The 14,736-nt window shown below is 69.2% G+C and carries 13 protein-coding genes; 10 read left to right on the top strand and 3 right to left on the bottom strand.

The features are described 5' to 3' along the window. Positions 1–89: 89 nt before the first annotated feature. Positions 90–1,103, bottom strand: a complete 1,014-nt coding sequence (locus ACZ6Z4_RS20060; protein WP_465566172.1) for a LacI family DNA-binding transcriptional regulator — start codon at positions 1,101–1,103, stop codon at positions 90–92. Between the two features lie 125 nt (positions 1,104–1,228). On the opposite strand from ACZ6Z4_RS20060, the gene ACZ6Z4_RS20055 reads away from it, so the two are divergent. From ACZ6Z4_RS20055 to ACZ6Z4_RS20045, 3 genes are all read left to right on the top strand, one after another. Beyond that, positions 1,229–2,221: an amidohydrolase family protein gene (locus tag ACZ6Z4_RS20055; protein WP_465566169.1), complete on the top strand. Its 993-nt coding sequence runs from the start codon at positions 1,229–1,231 to the stop codon at positions 2,219–2,221. A 129-nt stretch (positions 2,222–2,350) separates the two neighbouring features. Then, positions 2,351–2,914, top strand: coding sequence for a cysteine dioxygenase (locus ACZ6Z4_RS20050; RefSeq protein ID WP_363669884.1), 564 nt, complete (start codon positions 2,351–2,353; stop codon positions 2,912–2,914). Positions 2,915–3,244: 330 nt separating this feature from the next. Continuing rightward, positions 3,245–4,348 carry a hypothetical protein gene (locus ACZ6Z4_RS20045; RefSeq protein WP_465566166.1) on the top strand — a complete coding sequence of 368 codons (1,104 nt, stop codon included), beginning with the start codon at positions 3,245–3,247 and terminating at the stop codon, positions 4,346–4,348. Between the two features lie 120 nt (positions 4,349–4,468). On the opposite strand, the gene ACZ6Z4_RS20040 is transcribed toward ACZ6Z4_RS20045, so the two are convergent. Beyond that, positions 4,469–5,581, bottom strand: a complete 1,113-nt coding sequence (locus ACZ6Z4_RS20040; RefSeq protein WP_465566163.1) for a TIGR03118 family protein — start codon at positions 5,579–5,581, stop codon at positions 4,469–4,471. An 88-nt stretch (positions 5,582–5,669) separates the two neighbouring features. On the opposite strand from ACZ6Z4_RS20040, the gene ACZ6Z4_RS20035 reads away from it, so the two are divergent. Beyond that, positions 5,670–6,065: a RidA family protein gene (locus ACZ6Z4_RS20035; protein WP_465566160.1), complete on the top strand. Its 396-nt coding sequence runs from the start codon at positions 5,670–5,672 to the stop codon at positions 6,063–6,065. Positions 6,066–6,118: 53 nt separating this feature from the next. Here the strand turns inward: ACZ6Z4_RS20035 and ACZ6Z4_RS20030 are convergent, their stop codons facing one another. Continuing rightward, on the bottom strand, positions 6,119–6,757 hold the full coding sequence (locus ACZ6Z4_RS20030) for a hypothetical protein (RefSeq protein ID WP_363669878.1): 639 nt from the start codon (positions 6,755–6,757) through the stop codon (positions 6,119–6,121). 279 nt (positions 6,758–7,036) lie between these two features. Here ACZ6Z4_RS20030 and kdpF point away from each other — a divergent pair, with 279 nt between their 5' ends. Genes kdpF through ACZ6Z4_RS20000 form a run of 6 tightly spaced genes read left to right on the top strand, consistent with a single transcriptional unit; the run spans position 7,037 to position 14,730 of the window. Continuing rightward, complete coding sequence (kdpF, locus tag ACZ6Z4_RS20025; protein WP_363669876.1) at positions 7,037–7,126, top strand: K(+)-transporting ATPase subunit F; 90 nt, start codon at positions 7,037–7,039, stop codon at positions 7,124–7,126. Beyond that, a complete protein-coding gene (gene kdpA / locus ACZ6Z4_RS20020; RefSeq protein ID WP_465566155.1) occupies positions 7,126–8,787 on the top strand; it encodes a potassium-transporting ATPase subunit KdpA in 1,662 nt (553 codons plus the stop codon). Before kdpF ends, kdpA begins: the two co-directional genes overlap by 1 nt. A 38-nt stretch (positions 8,788–8,825) precedes the next feature. Next, positions 8,826–10,865 carry a potassium-transporting ATPase subunit KdpB gene (gene kdpB / locus ACZ6Z4_RS20015; protein ID WP_465566797.1) on the top strand — a complete coding sequence of 680 codons (2,040 nt, stop codon included), beginning with the start codon at positions 8,826–8,828 and terminating at the stop codon, positions 10,863–10,865. Between the two features lie 13 nt (positions 10,866–10,878). Next, positions 10,879–11,499 carry a K(+)-transporting ATPase subunit C gene (gene kdpC / locus ACZ6Z4_RS20010; protein ID WP_465566152.1) on the top strand — a complete coding sequence of 207 codons (621 nt, stop codon included), beginning with the start codon at positions 10,879–10,881 and terminating at the stop codon, positions 11,497–11,499. 13 nt (positions 11,500–11,512) lie between these two features. Continuing rightward, on the top strand, positions 11,513–14,056 hold the full coding sequence (locus ACZ6Z4_RS20005) for a sensor histidine kinase (RefSeq protein WP_465566149.1): 2,544 nt from the start codon (positions 11,513–11,515) through the stop codon (positions 14,054–14,056). Then, complete coding sequence (locus tag ACZ6Z4_RS20000; RefSeq protein ID WP_465566146.1) at positions 14,053–14,730, top strand: response regulator; 678 nt, start codon at positions 14,053–14,055, stop codon at positions 14,728–14,730. The genes ACZ6Z4_RS20005 and ACZ6Z4_RS20000 overlap by 4 nt, the downstream gene beginning before the upstream one ends. Positions 14,731–14,736 lie beyond the last annotated feature (6 nt).

The raw sequence follows: 14,736 nt of genomic DNA, 5'->3' as shown, positions 1-14,736 counted from the left end.
GCGGCGGTCTCATATCCTGAGAAGAGCTTTTAAGTCCACTGAGTTAGTCTAGTTTCGATGGTGTGGATGCAGGGGCTCGAAGGTCGTCGTCACGCCGGTGCGGGCGGGGCGGCGACCGAGCCGCGCTCGATCAGGGTCGGGACGACCGTCGTCCGCCGGACCCGGCGGTTGGTGTCGACCGCGGAGGTCACCCGGGCGACCACGTCGGCGACCAGCTCGTCGAGCGGCCAGCGGAAGGTGGACAGCGGCGGCGCCAGCAGCTGGGACATCGGCTGGTCGTCGTACCCGAGCAGGGACAGGTCGTCCGGGACATGGATGCCGAGCTCGCTCGCGGCGGCGTACACGCCGAAGGCCATCGAGTCGGCGAGCGCGAGAATCCCGGTCGGGCGGGGCGTCCGGCGCAGGATCGCGCAGGCGACCTCGGTCGCGCCGGCCAGGTCGTGCGGGCAGGAGGTGATCGTCGCGTTCAGCTTCAGCTCGCCGGCGACCCGCTCGGCGATCGCCTTGGCCGGGCTGTCGACCTCGATCCGGCGCGACGGCGTCAGGACGGCGACGTCGCGGTGCCCGGCCTCGGCCAGGCGGCGGAGCGCCGTACTGATGCCGAGCTCGTTGTCGAACAGGACCTCCGACTTCGCCTTGGCGGCCGGCAGCGCGTCGCCGATCGCGATCACCGGCGCCTGCTGGGCGATCGGCGCCCAGCCCTTGGCGGCCGGGTCGATCGGGATCACCACGATCGCGTCGGCGCGGTGGTCGACCAGGTGCTGGGCCAGCTCCAGCTGCCGGTCGGCGTCGCCGGCCGAGTCGATGATCCAGGCGTTCCGGTCCGGCGCCAGCAGCTCGCGGCCGAGCGCGGCGGCGAGGCGCTGCTGCCAGAGGTCCTCCAGCGACGCGCACAGTACGCCGACCGAACCGCTGCGGCCCGACGCGAGCGCGCGGGCGACCGGGTCGGCCTGGTAGCCGAGCCGTTCGGCAGCCTCCTGCACCCGCTGGCGGGTCTCGGGCGTGCCGTGCAGACCTCGCAGCGCGTAGGAGACGGCGGCCATCGAGAGACCGGTGTCAGCCGCGATGTCCTTGAGGGTCGGCCTGCGGCCAGTACCGGACATGAGGTCGAGCCTAGGCGCTTGCGTGGACAGAAACTTGACAAGAACCGCTTTGAAGCGCTTCACTCTTCACATCTTGAAGCGCTTCAACCAGGCTTCGGTTCTCGTGAGGAGAGGAGGATGAGCCGATGATCGACGTCCATCAGCACCTGTGGCCGGCCGAGTTCATCGACCACCTCCGCGCCCGCCGCGAACCGCCGTACCTGGACGGCTGGAACCTGCACACGCACGGCGAACCGGCGTACGACGTGGACCCGGCGGCACACGCCGTCGACAAGCGCGTTGCGCTGGAGCTGGACGCCGGTACGACGCTCGCGGCGGTCTCCCTGTCGAGCCCGCTGGGAATCGAGGAGCTCGACGACCCGGCGCTGCTGGACGCCTGGCATGTCGGCGCGGCCGCGCTGCCTTCGCCGTTTCGAGCTTGGGCGTCGGTGAATCTTCTGGAGCCTGATCTCGCGGGTCTTGCTGAGCTGTTCGCTGCGGGCTTCGTCGGGCTTCAGCTTCCGGCGCATGTGCTGGCTGTGCCCGCTGCGTGGGAGGCGTTCGGTGAGATCCTCGCGGTCGCCGAGCAGGCGAACAAACCGATCCTGATCCACCCCGGCCCGGCGACCCACGCCGGTCCCGCGGCCCACCCCGGCAACCCGGCTGGCCCGGCGGCCTCGGCGTCGTCCGGCTCGGCTGATCTTCCCGGCTGGTGGGCCCCGGTCGTCGACTACTCCGCCCAGCTCCAGTCGGCCTGGTGGTCCTGGCACGCCTACGCCGGCCGCCACTCCTTCCCCGCGCTCCGCCTGTGCTTCGTCGCCGCGGCGGGACTCGCGCCGGTCCACCACGAACGCCTCTCGGCGCGCGGCGGCCGCCTCGGCACCATCGACCCGAACCTGTTCGTCGACACCTCCAGCTACGGCCCCCAGGGCATCGACGCCGTCGCCCGCGTCCTCGGCATCGACCAGGTCGTCCACGGCACCGACCGCCCGTACGCCGGAATCACCGAGCTCCGCCAGGGCGAGGCCGCGACCACGGTGATCCAGTACGACAACCCGCACCGGTTGCTGTTCGGCACCTCACCACCCCGCAACGACCCCGGCCGCATCGGCTTCGGCCGCGGCGCCCCGTCGTACTAGCTCTTCCGGCGCCCGTACGCCGGCCACCATCCTCCGGCGTCCAGTACGCCGGACACCCACTCGCTGCGGACCAGCGGCGAGCCCAACCATCCGCCGACCCGGTCGGCGTTCCCTAGAGAGGGGAGTGCAGTGACTGCTCAGCCCGTTTCCGACGCACCCGTCGTTCCCGCGCGCCAAGCCACCCGGCTCGTGGAGCTCAACGGCTGTCTGTCACTCGACAGCCTCCCCGGCCGAGACCTGGACCCCGAAGAGCTCGCCGAACTCGCCGGCGGCCTCGCAGCCCAACCCCACCTCTGGGAAGACAAGGTCGCGTACTCCGACGAGGAACGAGTCTTCGCCTCCCTCCACCGAGACGCCAACGTAGACGTCTGGCTGATCTGCTGGACCCCCGTCAACGACACCGGCTGGCACGACCACGACGTCTCCTCCGGCGCCGTAGCCGTAGCTCAAGGCCGCCTCGTAGAACACAACCTCGCCCTCGGCACCGCCCCCCTGGAAACCGAAATCACCGCCGGCGACGTCTTCAGCTTCGGCCCCGACCACATCCACCGAGTGGTCGGCCTCGACAAGGGCTCAGTAACCATCCACGCCTACAGCCCCCCGCTGTGGCGCATGGGCCAGTACTCAGCCAAGGACGGCGTCCTCAAGCGCACCTCGGTCTCGTACGCCGACGAACTCCGCCCGATCGACTGAGAACAGGAACAGGAACAGGAACAGAGAAACCACAAAGACAACAGAACACAGAAACAAAGAAAGAAAAATATAGTTGGGTAGGCGCGTGGTTACGGCGGCTTCTTCCCTCAGGTCCGCTGTGGTGAGGACCATGACCGACAGTGAATCTGATGCCGTGGCACTCAGGACATGGATCAACGGATGACAGGCAGTGCGGTGGAACCGTTGCGAGCGGTCTCATCTGCCAAGCCCGGGCAACTGATCTACCGGGTTGAAGGGCCTGGCGAAGAGAGTGGCGGTAGTCGCGTGACCTGCGGGCACTGCGGGGTTGGAGTCCTTGCGATCGGGCCCGTGGAGACCGTGGTCTTCGACCTCGCGGTTCAGTGCTACCACTGCAGTGGTATCTCCACAGCCCGGCCGTGGAGGCCTGGGACAGCTATCGGAATCCCGCATGTCGTGGCACTGGCGGGCGCGGAGATGTCGGCAGCTGAGCCGCTGCAACTCACGAAGCCGATTGCGATCATGACGTATGCCTCCGCAGAGGCGCGTCACAAGGAACTCGTGCGATTGAGCCAGGGCGACGATGTATCTGGGCGGCAGATCAGTGTCAATTATCTCGCTGGCTTGCTGGAGCGAGGAGTAGGGCTGCTCGGTAACCGGCATCGGCAGTTGTACGCCAAGCATGTTCGCTTGCAGCGGTCAGCGGGATCCAAGAACCGCCCGCATCCGCTGATGTACATCCTGGACGATATTCGCGACGTCATGCACGGTGTAGCCAACGGCGAGCCGCGGAACCCTCGCCAGGCGATCATGCTGGCCGGCGTGCTCGATCTCATCTCACGGTGGGAAGCTGATCCGCTGGGAGTAGCGGAAATCTCCAAGTTGAAGGACGGCAATCAGTTCTGGCACAACGTCGTTCTCTTTGCTTTGGGGCAGCAGCTTGCTCGATTCGGGAACGACGTTGAGCTGTACGCGACGCGAGAAGGAAGACGTACCGCGGACCTCCGCATCGTGACCAACGGTCGGTTCGGGATGCACATCGAGGTCAAGACTCCCGAAGAGCTACTGCCGCCTTATCGCGAGATTGATGCAGATCAGGCAAGGTCCCTTGTCCTGGCGAAGTTCGACGCTGCTGGTACCGGTAGTGGTGGACAGTTGCCGCCAGAGCAATCCGGAGTCCTTTGTATTGGCGGCGTGATGATCGGGCGGGAATCCCGTACCCATCTGACTGCAGCTCTCGCCGAGTACTTCGCCCGGCCTCGAACAGGAACGCACCTCGGAGGTGGGCTGATCGCTTCGATGGAGGTGGCGCAATCGCTGCTGCCTCCCCACAAGATGGCGTTCAACTCGGTTCTGTCGCTCGATTGGGTGCAGAACCCCAACTACGTTGGCGGGCCAATCGTGCCTCCGAGGCTGGTCGGTGACGTCGCGGATCCTCCTGATCCCCGGAGCTAGGAGAGCCTCCGGTGACGCGGTGCTGCAGCTCTCACCACAGACGGCCTGTGGTGAGAGCCGGCAGAACCATCTGGAATCTCTCTATTTTCTTCTGGTTGTCTTTCTTTGCTTCGCCTTCGCTTACGGGTGACGCAGTACGCCGAGGAGGCCGTGGGTCTCGTTGGCGATGCCTGCGGAGAACCACAGGGCGTCCGTGCCGCCCGTGGTGGCGGTGCCCTGGGTGAGGGCCCACAGGCCGGGGATGACCAGCGTCTTGCCGCGGGTGTCCTTGAGTTGGCCGGTGTAGGTGAAGCGGTGGTGGGACTTCGGGGTGAGGACGTTGACTCGGCCGTCGCCGAAGTTGCCGATCAGGAGGGAGCCGGCCAGCGAACCCCACGACGCCGGAGCGAACGCCACGCCCCAGGGGGCGTTGAGGTTGCCTCGGGAGGCGATGCGGGCGACGTAGCGGCCGTCGGGGGTGAACTCGGTGACGTAGCCGTCGCCGTGGTGGTTGATGCTGCGGCCGGTCTTCGGGTCGACCTTGGCGTAGGTGACGAAGACGCGGGAGCCGAGGGTCTGGACGTTGAAGGGGGCGAAGCCGCGGGGGATGCCGAGGTCCTTGAAGGACCACCAGGGGGTCTTCACGCGGGCGAACGTGGAGCCGAAGACGTCGACGCGGTTCTGGGCGAAGTTCGCGGCGTACAGGCGGTCGTTGGTCGGGGAGATCGCCAGGCCCGAGTACGCCGCGCCGGGCGTGGTGGCCTTGATCTGGGCGGCGCCGATCAGCGGGGTGACCGGTGGGCCCCAGGCGGCGATCGAGCCGGTCAGGGTGGCGAAGATGAAGCGGGCCGGGGCGCTCGCGGTGCCGTCGGTGAGGACGAAGTTGGTGCCGGCGTTCGCGACCTGGCCGGAGGGAGCAGGGACGTCCACCCGGACGGTCGGGACCTTCGTCGCCGTGGTGGCGGCGGGGGCCGAGGAGTAGAGCGTCGAGGACGACGTACCGGCGTTGGAGACCCACAGTGGCGAAGTTGCGCCAAGGGCGAGGCCCCAGGGGTTGACCAGGTCGGGGTCGTGCAGGGCGGCCTTGCCGGGGAGGTCGGAGACCAGGTTCACCTGCTGTACGGCGAGGCGGTCCAGCGACGGGTGGTGCGCGCTGGCGGTGGTGGGGGCGATCACGGCCAGGCCCGCGGTGACGGCGGTGGCGAGTGCGATGGTGCCCGTCCGGGTGAATCGGCGGGGTCGACGCAGCGACATGTCACAGTCCTTCGGGTAGGGAGTGGATCACCTCCCACACGTGCGGTTGCGCTGGCCGGTTCAGGGGTCGGCAGGGTAAGTATTTGCCATGACCGAGCTTGCGATCACTCCGCTCAATCCCCCGATCCTGCCGGCGGCCACCGGGAACTACACGCACGGGGTCGAGGTGAGCGGCGGGCAGCGGATGGTGTTCGTCAGCGGGCAGGTGCCCTGGGGGGACGAGCAGGGGCGGATCCCGGAGGACTTCGAGGACCAGTGCCGGATGGTGTGGCGCAACGTGCTCGCGGTGCTGGAGCAGGCGGGGATGAGCGTGCAGAACCTGGTGAAGGTGACCACTCATCTGTCTGATCGGCAGTATCGGGCGGCCAATTCGAAGATCCGTGAAGAGGTGCTGGGGGATCATGCGCCGGCGCTGACGGTGTTCATCTGCGACATCTACGCGGAGGAGTGGTTGCTGGAGATCGACGCGATCGCTGTCGGTTAGGTTCTCGTACGGCGGGTTGGTGGAGCCGCGAGCGGCCCCACCCCCGCTTCCTGTTACGCCCAGGTCTCCGCGTGGGTGACCACGCCGTTCGGGGCGCTGATCTCCGTGATGACGTCGTCCGCGTCCGCCTCGAGGGGCTCGAACGGGTACTCCGGTACGACGTACGCCCGCGCCCCCGCGACCAGGTCGACGCCCGGGAGCTCGAACCAGGCCTCGCCGGTTTCGCGGCTGATCTCGTAGATGGCCTGTTCGGCGGTGTCGACGGGGTCGCGGTCGCCGGACTCGTCGAGCTCGACCGGGTGCCGCTCCTGGGCGGCGCGGCCGGCGTCGAGCAGGGCCTCCAGGTCGACCACCTTCAGGTCGAACCGGGAGACCACGCTGATCAGGTGGTCCTGCTCCTCGGGCTCCTCGTCGTCGGCCTCGACGATCTCGTCGTCGAGCAGCAGCGGCGTCGTACCGGTGTGCTCGAACACGGCGTCGTTCCAGCCCTCGACGAGCTCCTCGAGCTGGGCGTTGTGCTCGTCGAGCACCGCCTGCTCCTCGTCGCCGGTCATCGCCAGCAGGGCCTCGGTGTGGGCCTGCAGGCGTTCGGCGAGCAGCCGGCTGGCCTCGGCCAGCGCCTTGCGGGACTCGTCGGAGAAGAACTGCTCGGAACCCTGGGCGGGGAACTGCTGGTCGTCCACTTCAGTCACTGCGTTCTTCCCTAACTCTGCGAAGACTTCTCATTGCCAGGCGTAAGTATGTGGGCTCGGCGCGCAACCACGAAGTCCGGTGTCCGTGAGAGCGCCGTGAGAGCTGGCGAGGCGCCCGTGAGAGAGCTGCGAGAACTCTCCTGACGGCGCAGTCAGCGGCGTTCAGTGAAGACATGAGGACAACAAGCGGGTGGGCCCGATGAAGGACCTGCTGTACGTCGCCGTGTGCGTGGCCGTTTTCGCGACCGTCTGGTTCGCGCTGCGTGGGGTGGAGAAGCTGTGAGCGCCGAGCACGTCGCCGGTCTGGTGATCGGCGCGGCACTGGTCGTCTACCTCGTCGCCGCCCTGATCTTCCCCGAGAGGTTCTGATGTCCGACACCGCCGCCGGCCTGCTCCAGGTCGGCCTGCTGGTCCTGCTCCTGGCAGCCGCCTACCGGCCGCTCGGCGGGTACCTGGCCAAGGTCTACACGACCACCAAGGACAGCAGGTTCGAGCGTACGACGTACAAGCTGCTCGGCGTCGACGCGAAGGCCGACCAGACCTGGGCGGTCTACGCCCGGTCGGTGCTGGCCTTCTCGGTCGCCGGGCTGATCCTGCTGTACCTGCTGCAGCGGCTCCAGAGCCACCTGCCGCTCTCGCTCGGCCTGCCGGGCGTCGAGCCGAGCCTGGCCTTCAACACCGCCGCGTCGTTCGTGGCGAACACCAACTGGCAGTCGTACTCGCCCGAGGTGACGATGGGCCACCTGGTCCAGTTCGCCGGCCTCGCGGTGCAGAACTTCGTCTCCGCGGCCGTCGGTATCGCCGTCGCGGTGGCCCTGATCCGCGGCTTCGCGCGGTCGAAGACCGAGCGTCTCGGCAACTTCTGGGTCGACCTGACCCGGACCGTCGTCCGGGTGCTGCTGCCGATGGCGATCCTCGGCGGCCTGATCCTGGTCGCCACCGGTGTGATCCAGAACCTGTCCGGGCCGCACGAGATCACCACGATCGCCGGCCAGACCCAGTCGATCCCCGGCGGTCCGGTCGCGAGCCAGGAGGTGATCAAGGAGCTCGGCACGAACGGCGGTGGCTTCTTCAACGCCAACTCCGCGCACCCCTTCGAGAACCCGAACGGGATCTCGAACCTGGTCGAGATCTTCCTGATGCTGGTGATCCCGGTCGCGCTGACCCGCACCTTCGGCCTGCTGGTCAAGGACAGGCGGCAGGGCTACGCGATCCTCGGCGTGATGACCACACTCTGGGTCGCCTTCACGGCCGCCGCGACCGCGTTCGAGGTCAACGGCTCCGGTGCGGCGACACAGGCCGCGGGCGCCGCGATGGAGGGCAAGGAGACCCGCTTCGGCGAGTGGGCGTCGACGCTGTTCACGTCGACCACCACCGGTACGTCGACCGGCGCGGTGAACGCCGCGCACGACTCCTACACACCGCTCGGTGGCGGGACCGCGATGTTCCACATGATGCTCGGCGAGGTGACTCCCGGCGGGACGGGCTCCGGCCTGTACGGCATGCTCGTGCTCGCGATCCTGGCCGTCTTCGTGGCCGGGCTGATGGTCGGCCGGACGCCGGAGTACCTGCGCAAGAAGATCACCGCGCGCGAGATGAAGCTGGTCTCGCTGTACATCCTGGCCACCCCGAGCCTGGTCCTGGTCGGGTCGGCGGTCGCGATGGGCCTGGCGAGCGCACGGGCGTCGATCTTCAACACCGACAGCCCGCACGGTTTCTCCGAGGTGCTCTACGCGTTCACCTCGGCGGCCAACAACAACGGCAGCGCGTTCGGCGGCCTGAGCGCGAACACGACCTTCTACAACACCGCGCTCGGCATCGTGATGCTGCTCGGCCGGTTCGTCCCGATCGTGCTGGTGCTCGCGCTGGCCGGCTCGTTCGCCCGGCAGCAGCCGGTCCCGGTGACCACCGGGACGCTGCCCACCCACAAGGCCCTGTTCGTCACGATGCTCGTCGGCGTCGTCCTGATCGTCACCGGCCTGACGTACTTCCCCGCACTCACCCTCGGACCCCTCGCGGAGGGACTGTGACCACGCAAACCCTGACCCCGGCTCCGCAGCAGGAGCAGGTGGTCGAGAAGAAGACGCCGTCGGGTCTGTTCGACCCGAAGATGCTGCTCACCTCGCTGCCGGACGCGCTGCGCAAGCTCGACCCGCGGGTGATGGTGAAGAACCCGGTGATGTTCGTCGTCGAGGTCGGCGCGGTCGCGTCGACGGTGCTCGCCTTCACCGACTCCAGCGCGTTCGTCTGGTGGATCGTGGTCTGGCTCTGGCTGACGGTGGTCTTCGCCAACCTGGCCGAGGCGGTCGCCGAGGGCCGCGGCAAGGCCCAGGCGGCGACGCTGCGGCGGGCCAAGACCGAGACCACCGCCCGCCGGCTCACCGAGGGCGGCGAGGAGGAGGTCCCGGCGACCGAGCTCCGGCTCGGCGACCGCGTGGTCGTCGAGGCCGGCCAGATCATCCCCGGCGACGGTGACGTCGTCGAGGGCGTGGCCAGTGTCGACGAGTCGGCGATCACCGGTGAGTCCGCGCCCGTCATCCGGGAGTCCGGCGGTGACCGCAGCGCGGTGACCGGCGGGACGCGGGTGCTGTCGGACCGGATCGTCGTCAAGATCACCACCAAGCCCGGTGAGAGCTTCATCGACCGGATGATCGCGCTGGTCGAGGGCGCGTCGCGGCAGAAGACGCCGAACGAGATCGCGCTGAACATCCTGCTGGCCAGCCTGACCATCGTGTTCCTGATGGCCACGCTGACGCTGCAGCCGTTCGCCCGGTACGCCGGGGTGGACCTGAGCCTGGTCGTCCTGGTCGCGCTGCTGGTCTGCCTGATCCCGACCACGATCGGCGCGCTGCTGTCGGCGATCGGTATCGCTGGCATGGACCGGCTGGTCCAGCGCAACGTGCTGGCGATGTCCGGCCGGGCGGTCGAGGCCGCCGGTGACGTGAACACGCTGCTGCTCGACAAGACCGGAACCATCACCCTGGGCAACCGGCAGGCAGCCGAGTTCATCCCGCTCGCCGGGGTGTCCGAGGCGGAGCTGGCCGACGCGGCGCAGCTGTCCAGCCTGGCTGACGAGACGCCGGAGGGCCGGTCGATCGTCGTACTGGCCAAGGCCCGGTACGGACTGCGCGAGCGGCACACCGGTGAGTTGCCGCACGCAACCTTCGTCGAGTTCACCGCGCAGACCCGGATGAGCGGGGTCGACGTCGACGGCCGGCAGATCCGCAAGGGCGCGGCCGGGGCCGTGACGGCCTGGATCCACGACCAGGGCGGCACCGTGGTCGCCGAGCTGGGTGACCTGGTCGACGGCATCTCGGCCTCCGGCGGTACGCCGCTGGTCGTTGCTGTCAGCAAGGAAGAGGTGGCCCGGCCGCTCGGTGTCATCCACCTCAAGGACGTGGTGAAGGCGGGGATGCGGGAGCGTTTCGACCAGATGCGCGCGATGGGCATCCGGACGGTGATGATCACCGGTGACAACCCGCTGACCGCGAAGGCGATCGCGCAGGAGGCCGGGGTCGACGACTTCCTGGCCGAGGCGACGCCCGAGGACAAGATGGCGCTGATCAAGAAGGAGCAGGAGGGCGGCCGGCTGGTCGCGATGACCGGAGACGGCACCAACGACGCCCCGGCGCTGGCCCAGGCCGACGTCGGCGTCGCGATGAACTCCGGGACGTCGGCGGCCAAGGAGGCCGGCAACATGGTCGACCTGGACTCCAACCCGACCAAGCTGATCGAGATCGTCGAGATCGGCAAGCAGCTGCTGATCACCCGGGGCTCGCTGACCACGTTCTCGATCGCCAACGACGTGGCCAAGTACTTCGCGATCCTGCCGGCGCTGTTCGCGGCGGCGTACCCGGGGCTGGAGAAGCTGAACGTGATGCGGCTGGACTCGGCCGAGTCGGCGATCCTGTCCGCGGTCATCTTCAACGCGCTGGTGATCGTCGTGCTGGTGCCGCTGGCGCTGCGCGGCGTCCGGTACAAGCCGTCGTCGGCCTCGGCGATGCTGCGCCGCAACCTGCTGATCTACGGCGTCGGCGGCCTGATCACCCCGTTCATCGGCATCAAACTCATCGATCTGCTGATCTCGGTCATCCCGGGCATCGGCTAAGGGGAAAGCAGAGATGGCAACCAGAAGAAGCCCGTTCGGCCAGTTCGGGGTCGCGGTCCGCGCGATGCTCGTCCTCACCGTCCTGCTCGGCGTGCTCTACCCGCTGGCGATGACCGGAGCGGCGCAGGTGCTGTTCCACGGCAACGCGAACGGCTCGGTGATCACGGTCGACGGCAAGGAGGCCGGCTCGGACCTGATCGGCCAGCCCTTCACCCTCGACACCGGCCAGAAGGATGCCGACGGCAACGCCGTGACGGCACCGGACCCGAAGTGGTTCCAGCCCCGCCCGTCCGCGGTCGAGTACGACGGCGCCGGCAGCTCGGCGTCGCAGTACGGGCCGAACAACCCCGACCTGCTGAAGCTGATCGAGCAGCGCCGCGCGGACGTGGCGAAGTTCGAGGGCGTCGACCCGGCCCAGGTGCCGCCGGACGCGGTCACCGCGAGCGGCAGCGGTCTGGACCCGCACATCAGCCCGGCGTACGCCGAGCTGCAGGTGCAGCGGGTCGCGCGGGAGCGCTGGCTGGACGTGGCGAAGGTCGAGCAGCTGGTCAAGGACAACACCAACGGCCGGACGCTCGGCTTCCTCGGCGAGCCCACGGTCAACGTGGTGACGCTGAACGCGGAGCTGAACTGACACTATGGGAGGTATGGCAGGTCGCGGGCGGCTGAGGATCTACCTCGGGGCCGCGCCCGGTGTCGGCAAGACGTACAAGATGCTGGGCGAGGCGCAACGGCGGCGGGAGCGCGGAACCGACGTGGTGGTCGGTTTCGTCGAGACCCACGGGCGGGAGCAGACCGCCGCCATGCTCGACGGCCTGGAGGTGGTGCCGCGGCGGATCGTCGACCACCGCGGCGCCAGTTTCACCGAGCTCGACCTGGACGCGCTGCTGGCCCGGCGGCCGGGCGTCGCGCTGGTCGACGAGCTGGCCCACACCAACGTCCCGGGCAGCCGGAACGCCAAGCGCTGGCAGGACGTCGACGAGCTGCTGTCGGCCGGGATCGACGTGATCTCCACGGTGAACATCCAGCACCTGGAGTCGATCAACGACGTGGTCGAGAAGATCACCGGCGTCCCGCAGCGCGAGACCGTCCCGGACCGCGTGGTCCGGGCGGCGAACCAGATCGAGCTGGTCGACATGGCGCCGGAGGCGCTGCGGCGGCGGATGGCCCACGGCAACGTGTACGCCGCCGACAAGGTCGACGCCGCCCTCGGCAACTACTTCCGGATCGGCAACCTGTCCGCGCTGCGCGAGCTGGCGCTGCTCTGGCTGGCCGACCGGGTCGACGCCGGTCTTCAGCAGTACCGCGAGCAGCACGACATCGACTCGACCTGGGAGGCCCGCGAGCGGGTCGTCGTCGCCCTCACCGGCGGTCCCGAGGGCGAGACGCTGATCCGCCGCGCGGCCCGGATCGCCGCGCGGTCGGCGGGCGGCGACCTGCTCGCCGTCCACGTCACCCGGTCGGACGGGCTCACCGGAGCAGACCCGGCACGGCTCGCCCAGCAGCGGCAGCTCGTCGAGAGCCTGGGCGGCAGCTACCACCAGGTGGTCGGCGAGGACGTCCCGGACGCGCTGCTCGCGTTCGCCCGGGCGGAGAACGCGACGCAGCTCGTGCTCGGCGGCAGTCGCCGGTCGTTCCTGTCGACGCTGCTGACCGGCCCGGGGATCGGCGCGACCTCGATCCGCGAGTCCGGCGACATCGACGTCCACATCGTCACGCACTCGCAGATGGGCCGCGGGCGGTTGCCGCGGCTGCAGGGCAGCTTGTCGCGGCGACGGCTCGTGTACGGGTTCGCGCTGGCGATCCTGCTACCGCCGATCCTGGCCGTCCTGCTCGGGCCGGGTGGCGACACGCTCAACCTGACCAGCAACGTGCTCGCCTTCCTGTTCGCGGTCGTCGTGGTCGCGCTGGTCGGGGGTTTGTGGCCCGCGATGCTGGCGGCGATCGCGGGCACGCTGGTGCTGAACTGGTTCTTCACGCCGCCGACCCGGTCGTTCACGATCACCGAGCCGAACAACGCGCTCGCGCTCGGCATCTTCATCCTGGTCGCGGCGATGGTGTCGTCGGTCGTCGACCGGGCGGCCCGGCGTACGAGGCAGGCGGCGCGCGCGGCCGCGGAGTCCGAGACGCTGGCGACGCTCGCCGGGTCGGTGCTGCGCGGTGAGACCGCGTTGCCGGCGCTGCTCGAGCGGGTCCGGGAGGCGTTCGGGATGACGTCGGCCTGCCTGATGGAACGGATCGACACCGACGAGCTGACCGAGACCTGGCGGCCGATCGCCTCCGCCGGTACGCCGACCTGCCGCCGTCCCGAGGACGGTGACGCGGAGATCCCCGGCCGCGACGACCTGGTGCTCGTGCTGCAGGGCCGGTCGCTGGCCGCGGACGAGCGGCGCCTGGTCGGTGCCTTCGCGGCGCACGCGGCCGCGCTCGTCGACCGGGCCCGGCTGACCGAGGCCGCCGCCGAGGCGAAGCCGCTGGCCGAGGCCGACAAGCTCCGTACGGCGCTGCTGCGCGCGGTCGGGCACGACCTGCGCTCGCCGCTGGCGTCGGCGAAGGCGTCGGTGACGAGCCTGCGCAGCTCCGACGTCGAGTGGACTCCCGCCGAGCGGGACGAGCTGCTGGAGACCGCCGACGAGTCGCTCGACCGGTTGAGCCGACTTGTCGACAACCTGCTCGACCTGAGCCGGTTGCAGGCCGGCGTGCTGCCGGTGTTCCCGCGGCCGATGGCGCTGGACGAGATCCTCCCCGGCGTACTGGAGGAGGACTCGAAGGTCACCGTCGACCTGCCGTCGAGCCTGCCGCTGGTCGAGGCGGACCCGGCGCTGCTGGAGCGCGTGGTCGCGAACCTGCTGGCCAACGCGATCCGGTACTCGCCGCCGGGGCAGGGGCCGTTGCTGACCGGGAGCTCGTTGGGCGACCTGGTGGAGATCCGGGTCGTCGACCGTGGCCCGGGGCTGCCGGTCGAGGACCGGGACCGGATGTTCGCGCCGTTCCAGCGGCTCGGTGACACCGACAACACGACCGGGGTCGGTCTCGGGCTCGCGCTGGCCCGCGGGCTGGCCGAGGCGATGGGCGGGACGCTGCGGCCCGAGGACACGCCGGGCGGCGGACTCACCATGGTGGTATCGATGCCTTCGGCAACAATGAGGGACGTGCCGGTGCCCGGCAGGTTGGAACGGGGAGCCCTGTGACCAGAGTCCTGGTGGTCGACGACGAGCCGCAGATCGTGCGGGCGTTGCAGATCAACCTGAAGGCCCGCCGGTACGAGGTGCACGTGGCCGGGACCGGTACGGCGGCGCTGAAGGTCGCGGCGCAACACCCGCCCGACCTGGTGATTCTCGACCTCGGGCTGCCGGACTTCGACGGCGTCGAGGTGATCCGCGGGCTGCGTGGGTGGACCGAGGCCCCGATCCTGGTGCTGTCCGGTCGGACGGACAGCACCGACAAGGTCGAGGCGTTGGACGCCGGCGCCGATGACTACGTGACGAAGCCGTTCGGGATCGACGAGCTGCTCGCGCGGATGCGCGCCGTACTGCGCAGGAGCAACGCTGGCGTCGAGCAGCCGGTCGTCACCGTCGGCGACGCCGAGGTCGATCTGTCGGCGAAGCGGGTCACCAAAGCGGGCGGCGAGGAGGTCCGGCTGACGCCGACGGAGTGGCACCTGCTCGAAGTACTGGTTCGCCACCCGGGCAAACTGATGTCGCAGCGCCAGTTGCTGACCGAGGTCTGGGGGCCGGGCTACGAGAACGCCGGCGGCAACCTGCGCTTCTACATGGGCCAGCTGCGGCGCAAGCTCGAGGCCGACCCGGCCCGCCCGAAGCACCTGCGCACCGAGCCCGGCATGGGCTACCGCTTCGAACCCTGACCGATT

This window comes from Kribbella sp. NPDC104740 (genome assembly GCF_055583505.1).
This window is presented reverse-complemented; position numbering and strand designations above follow the sequence as displayed.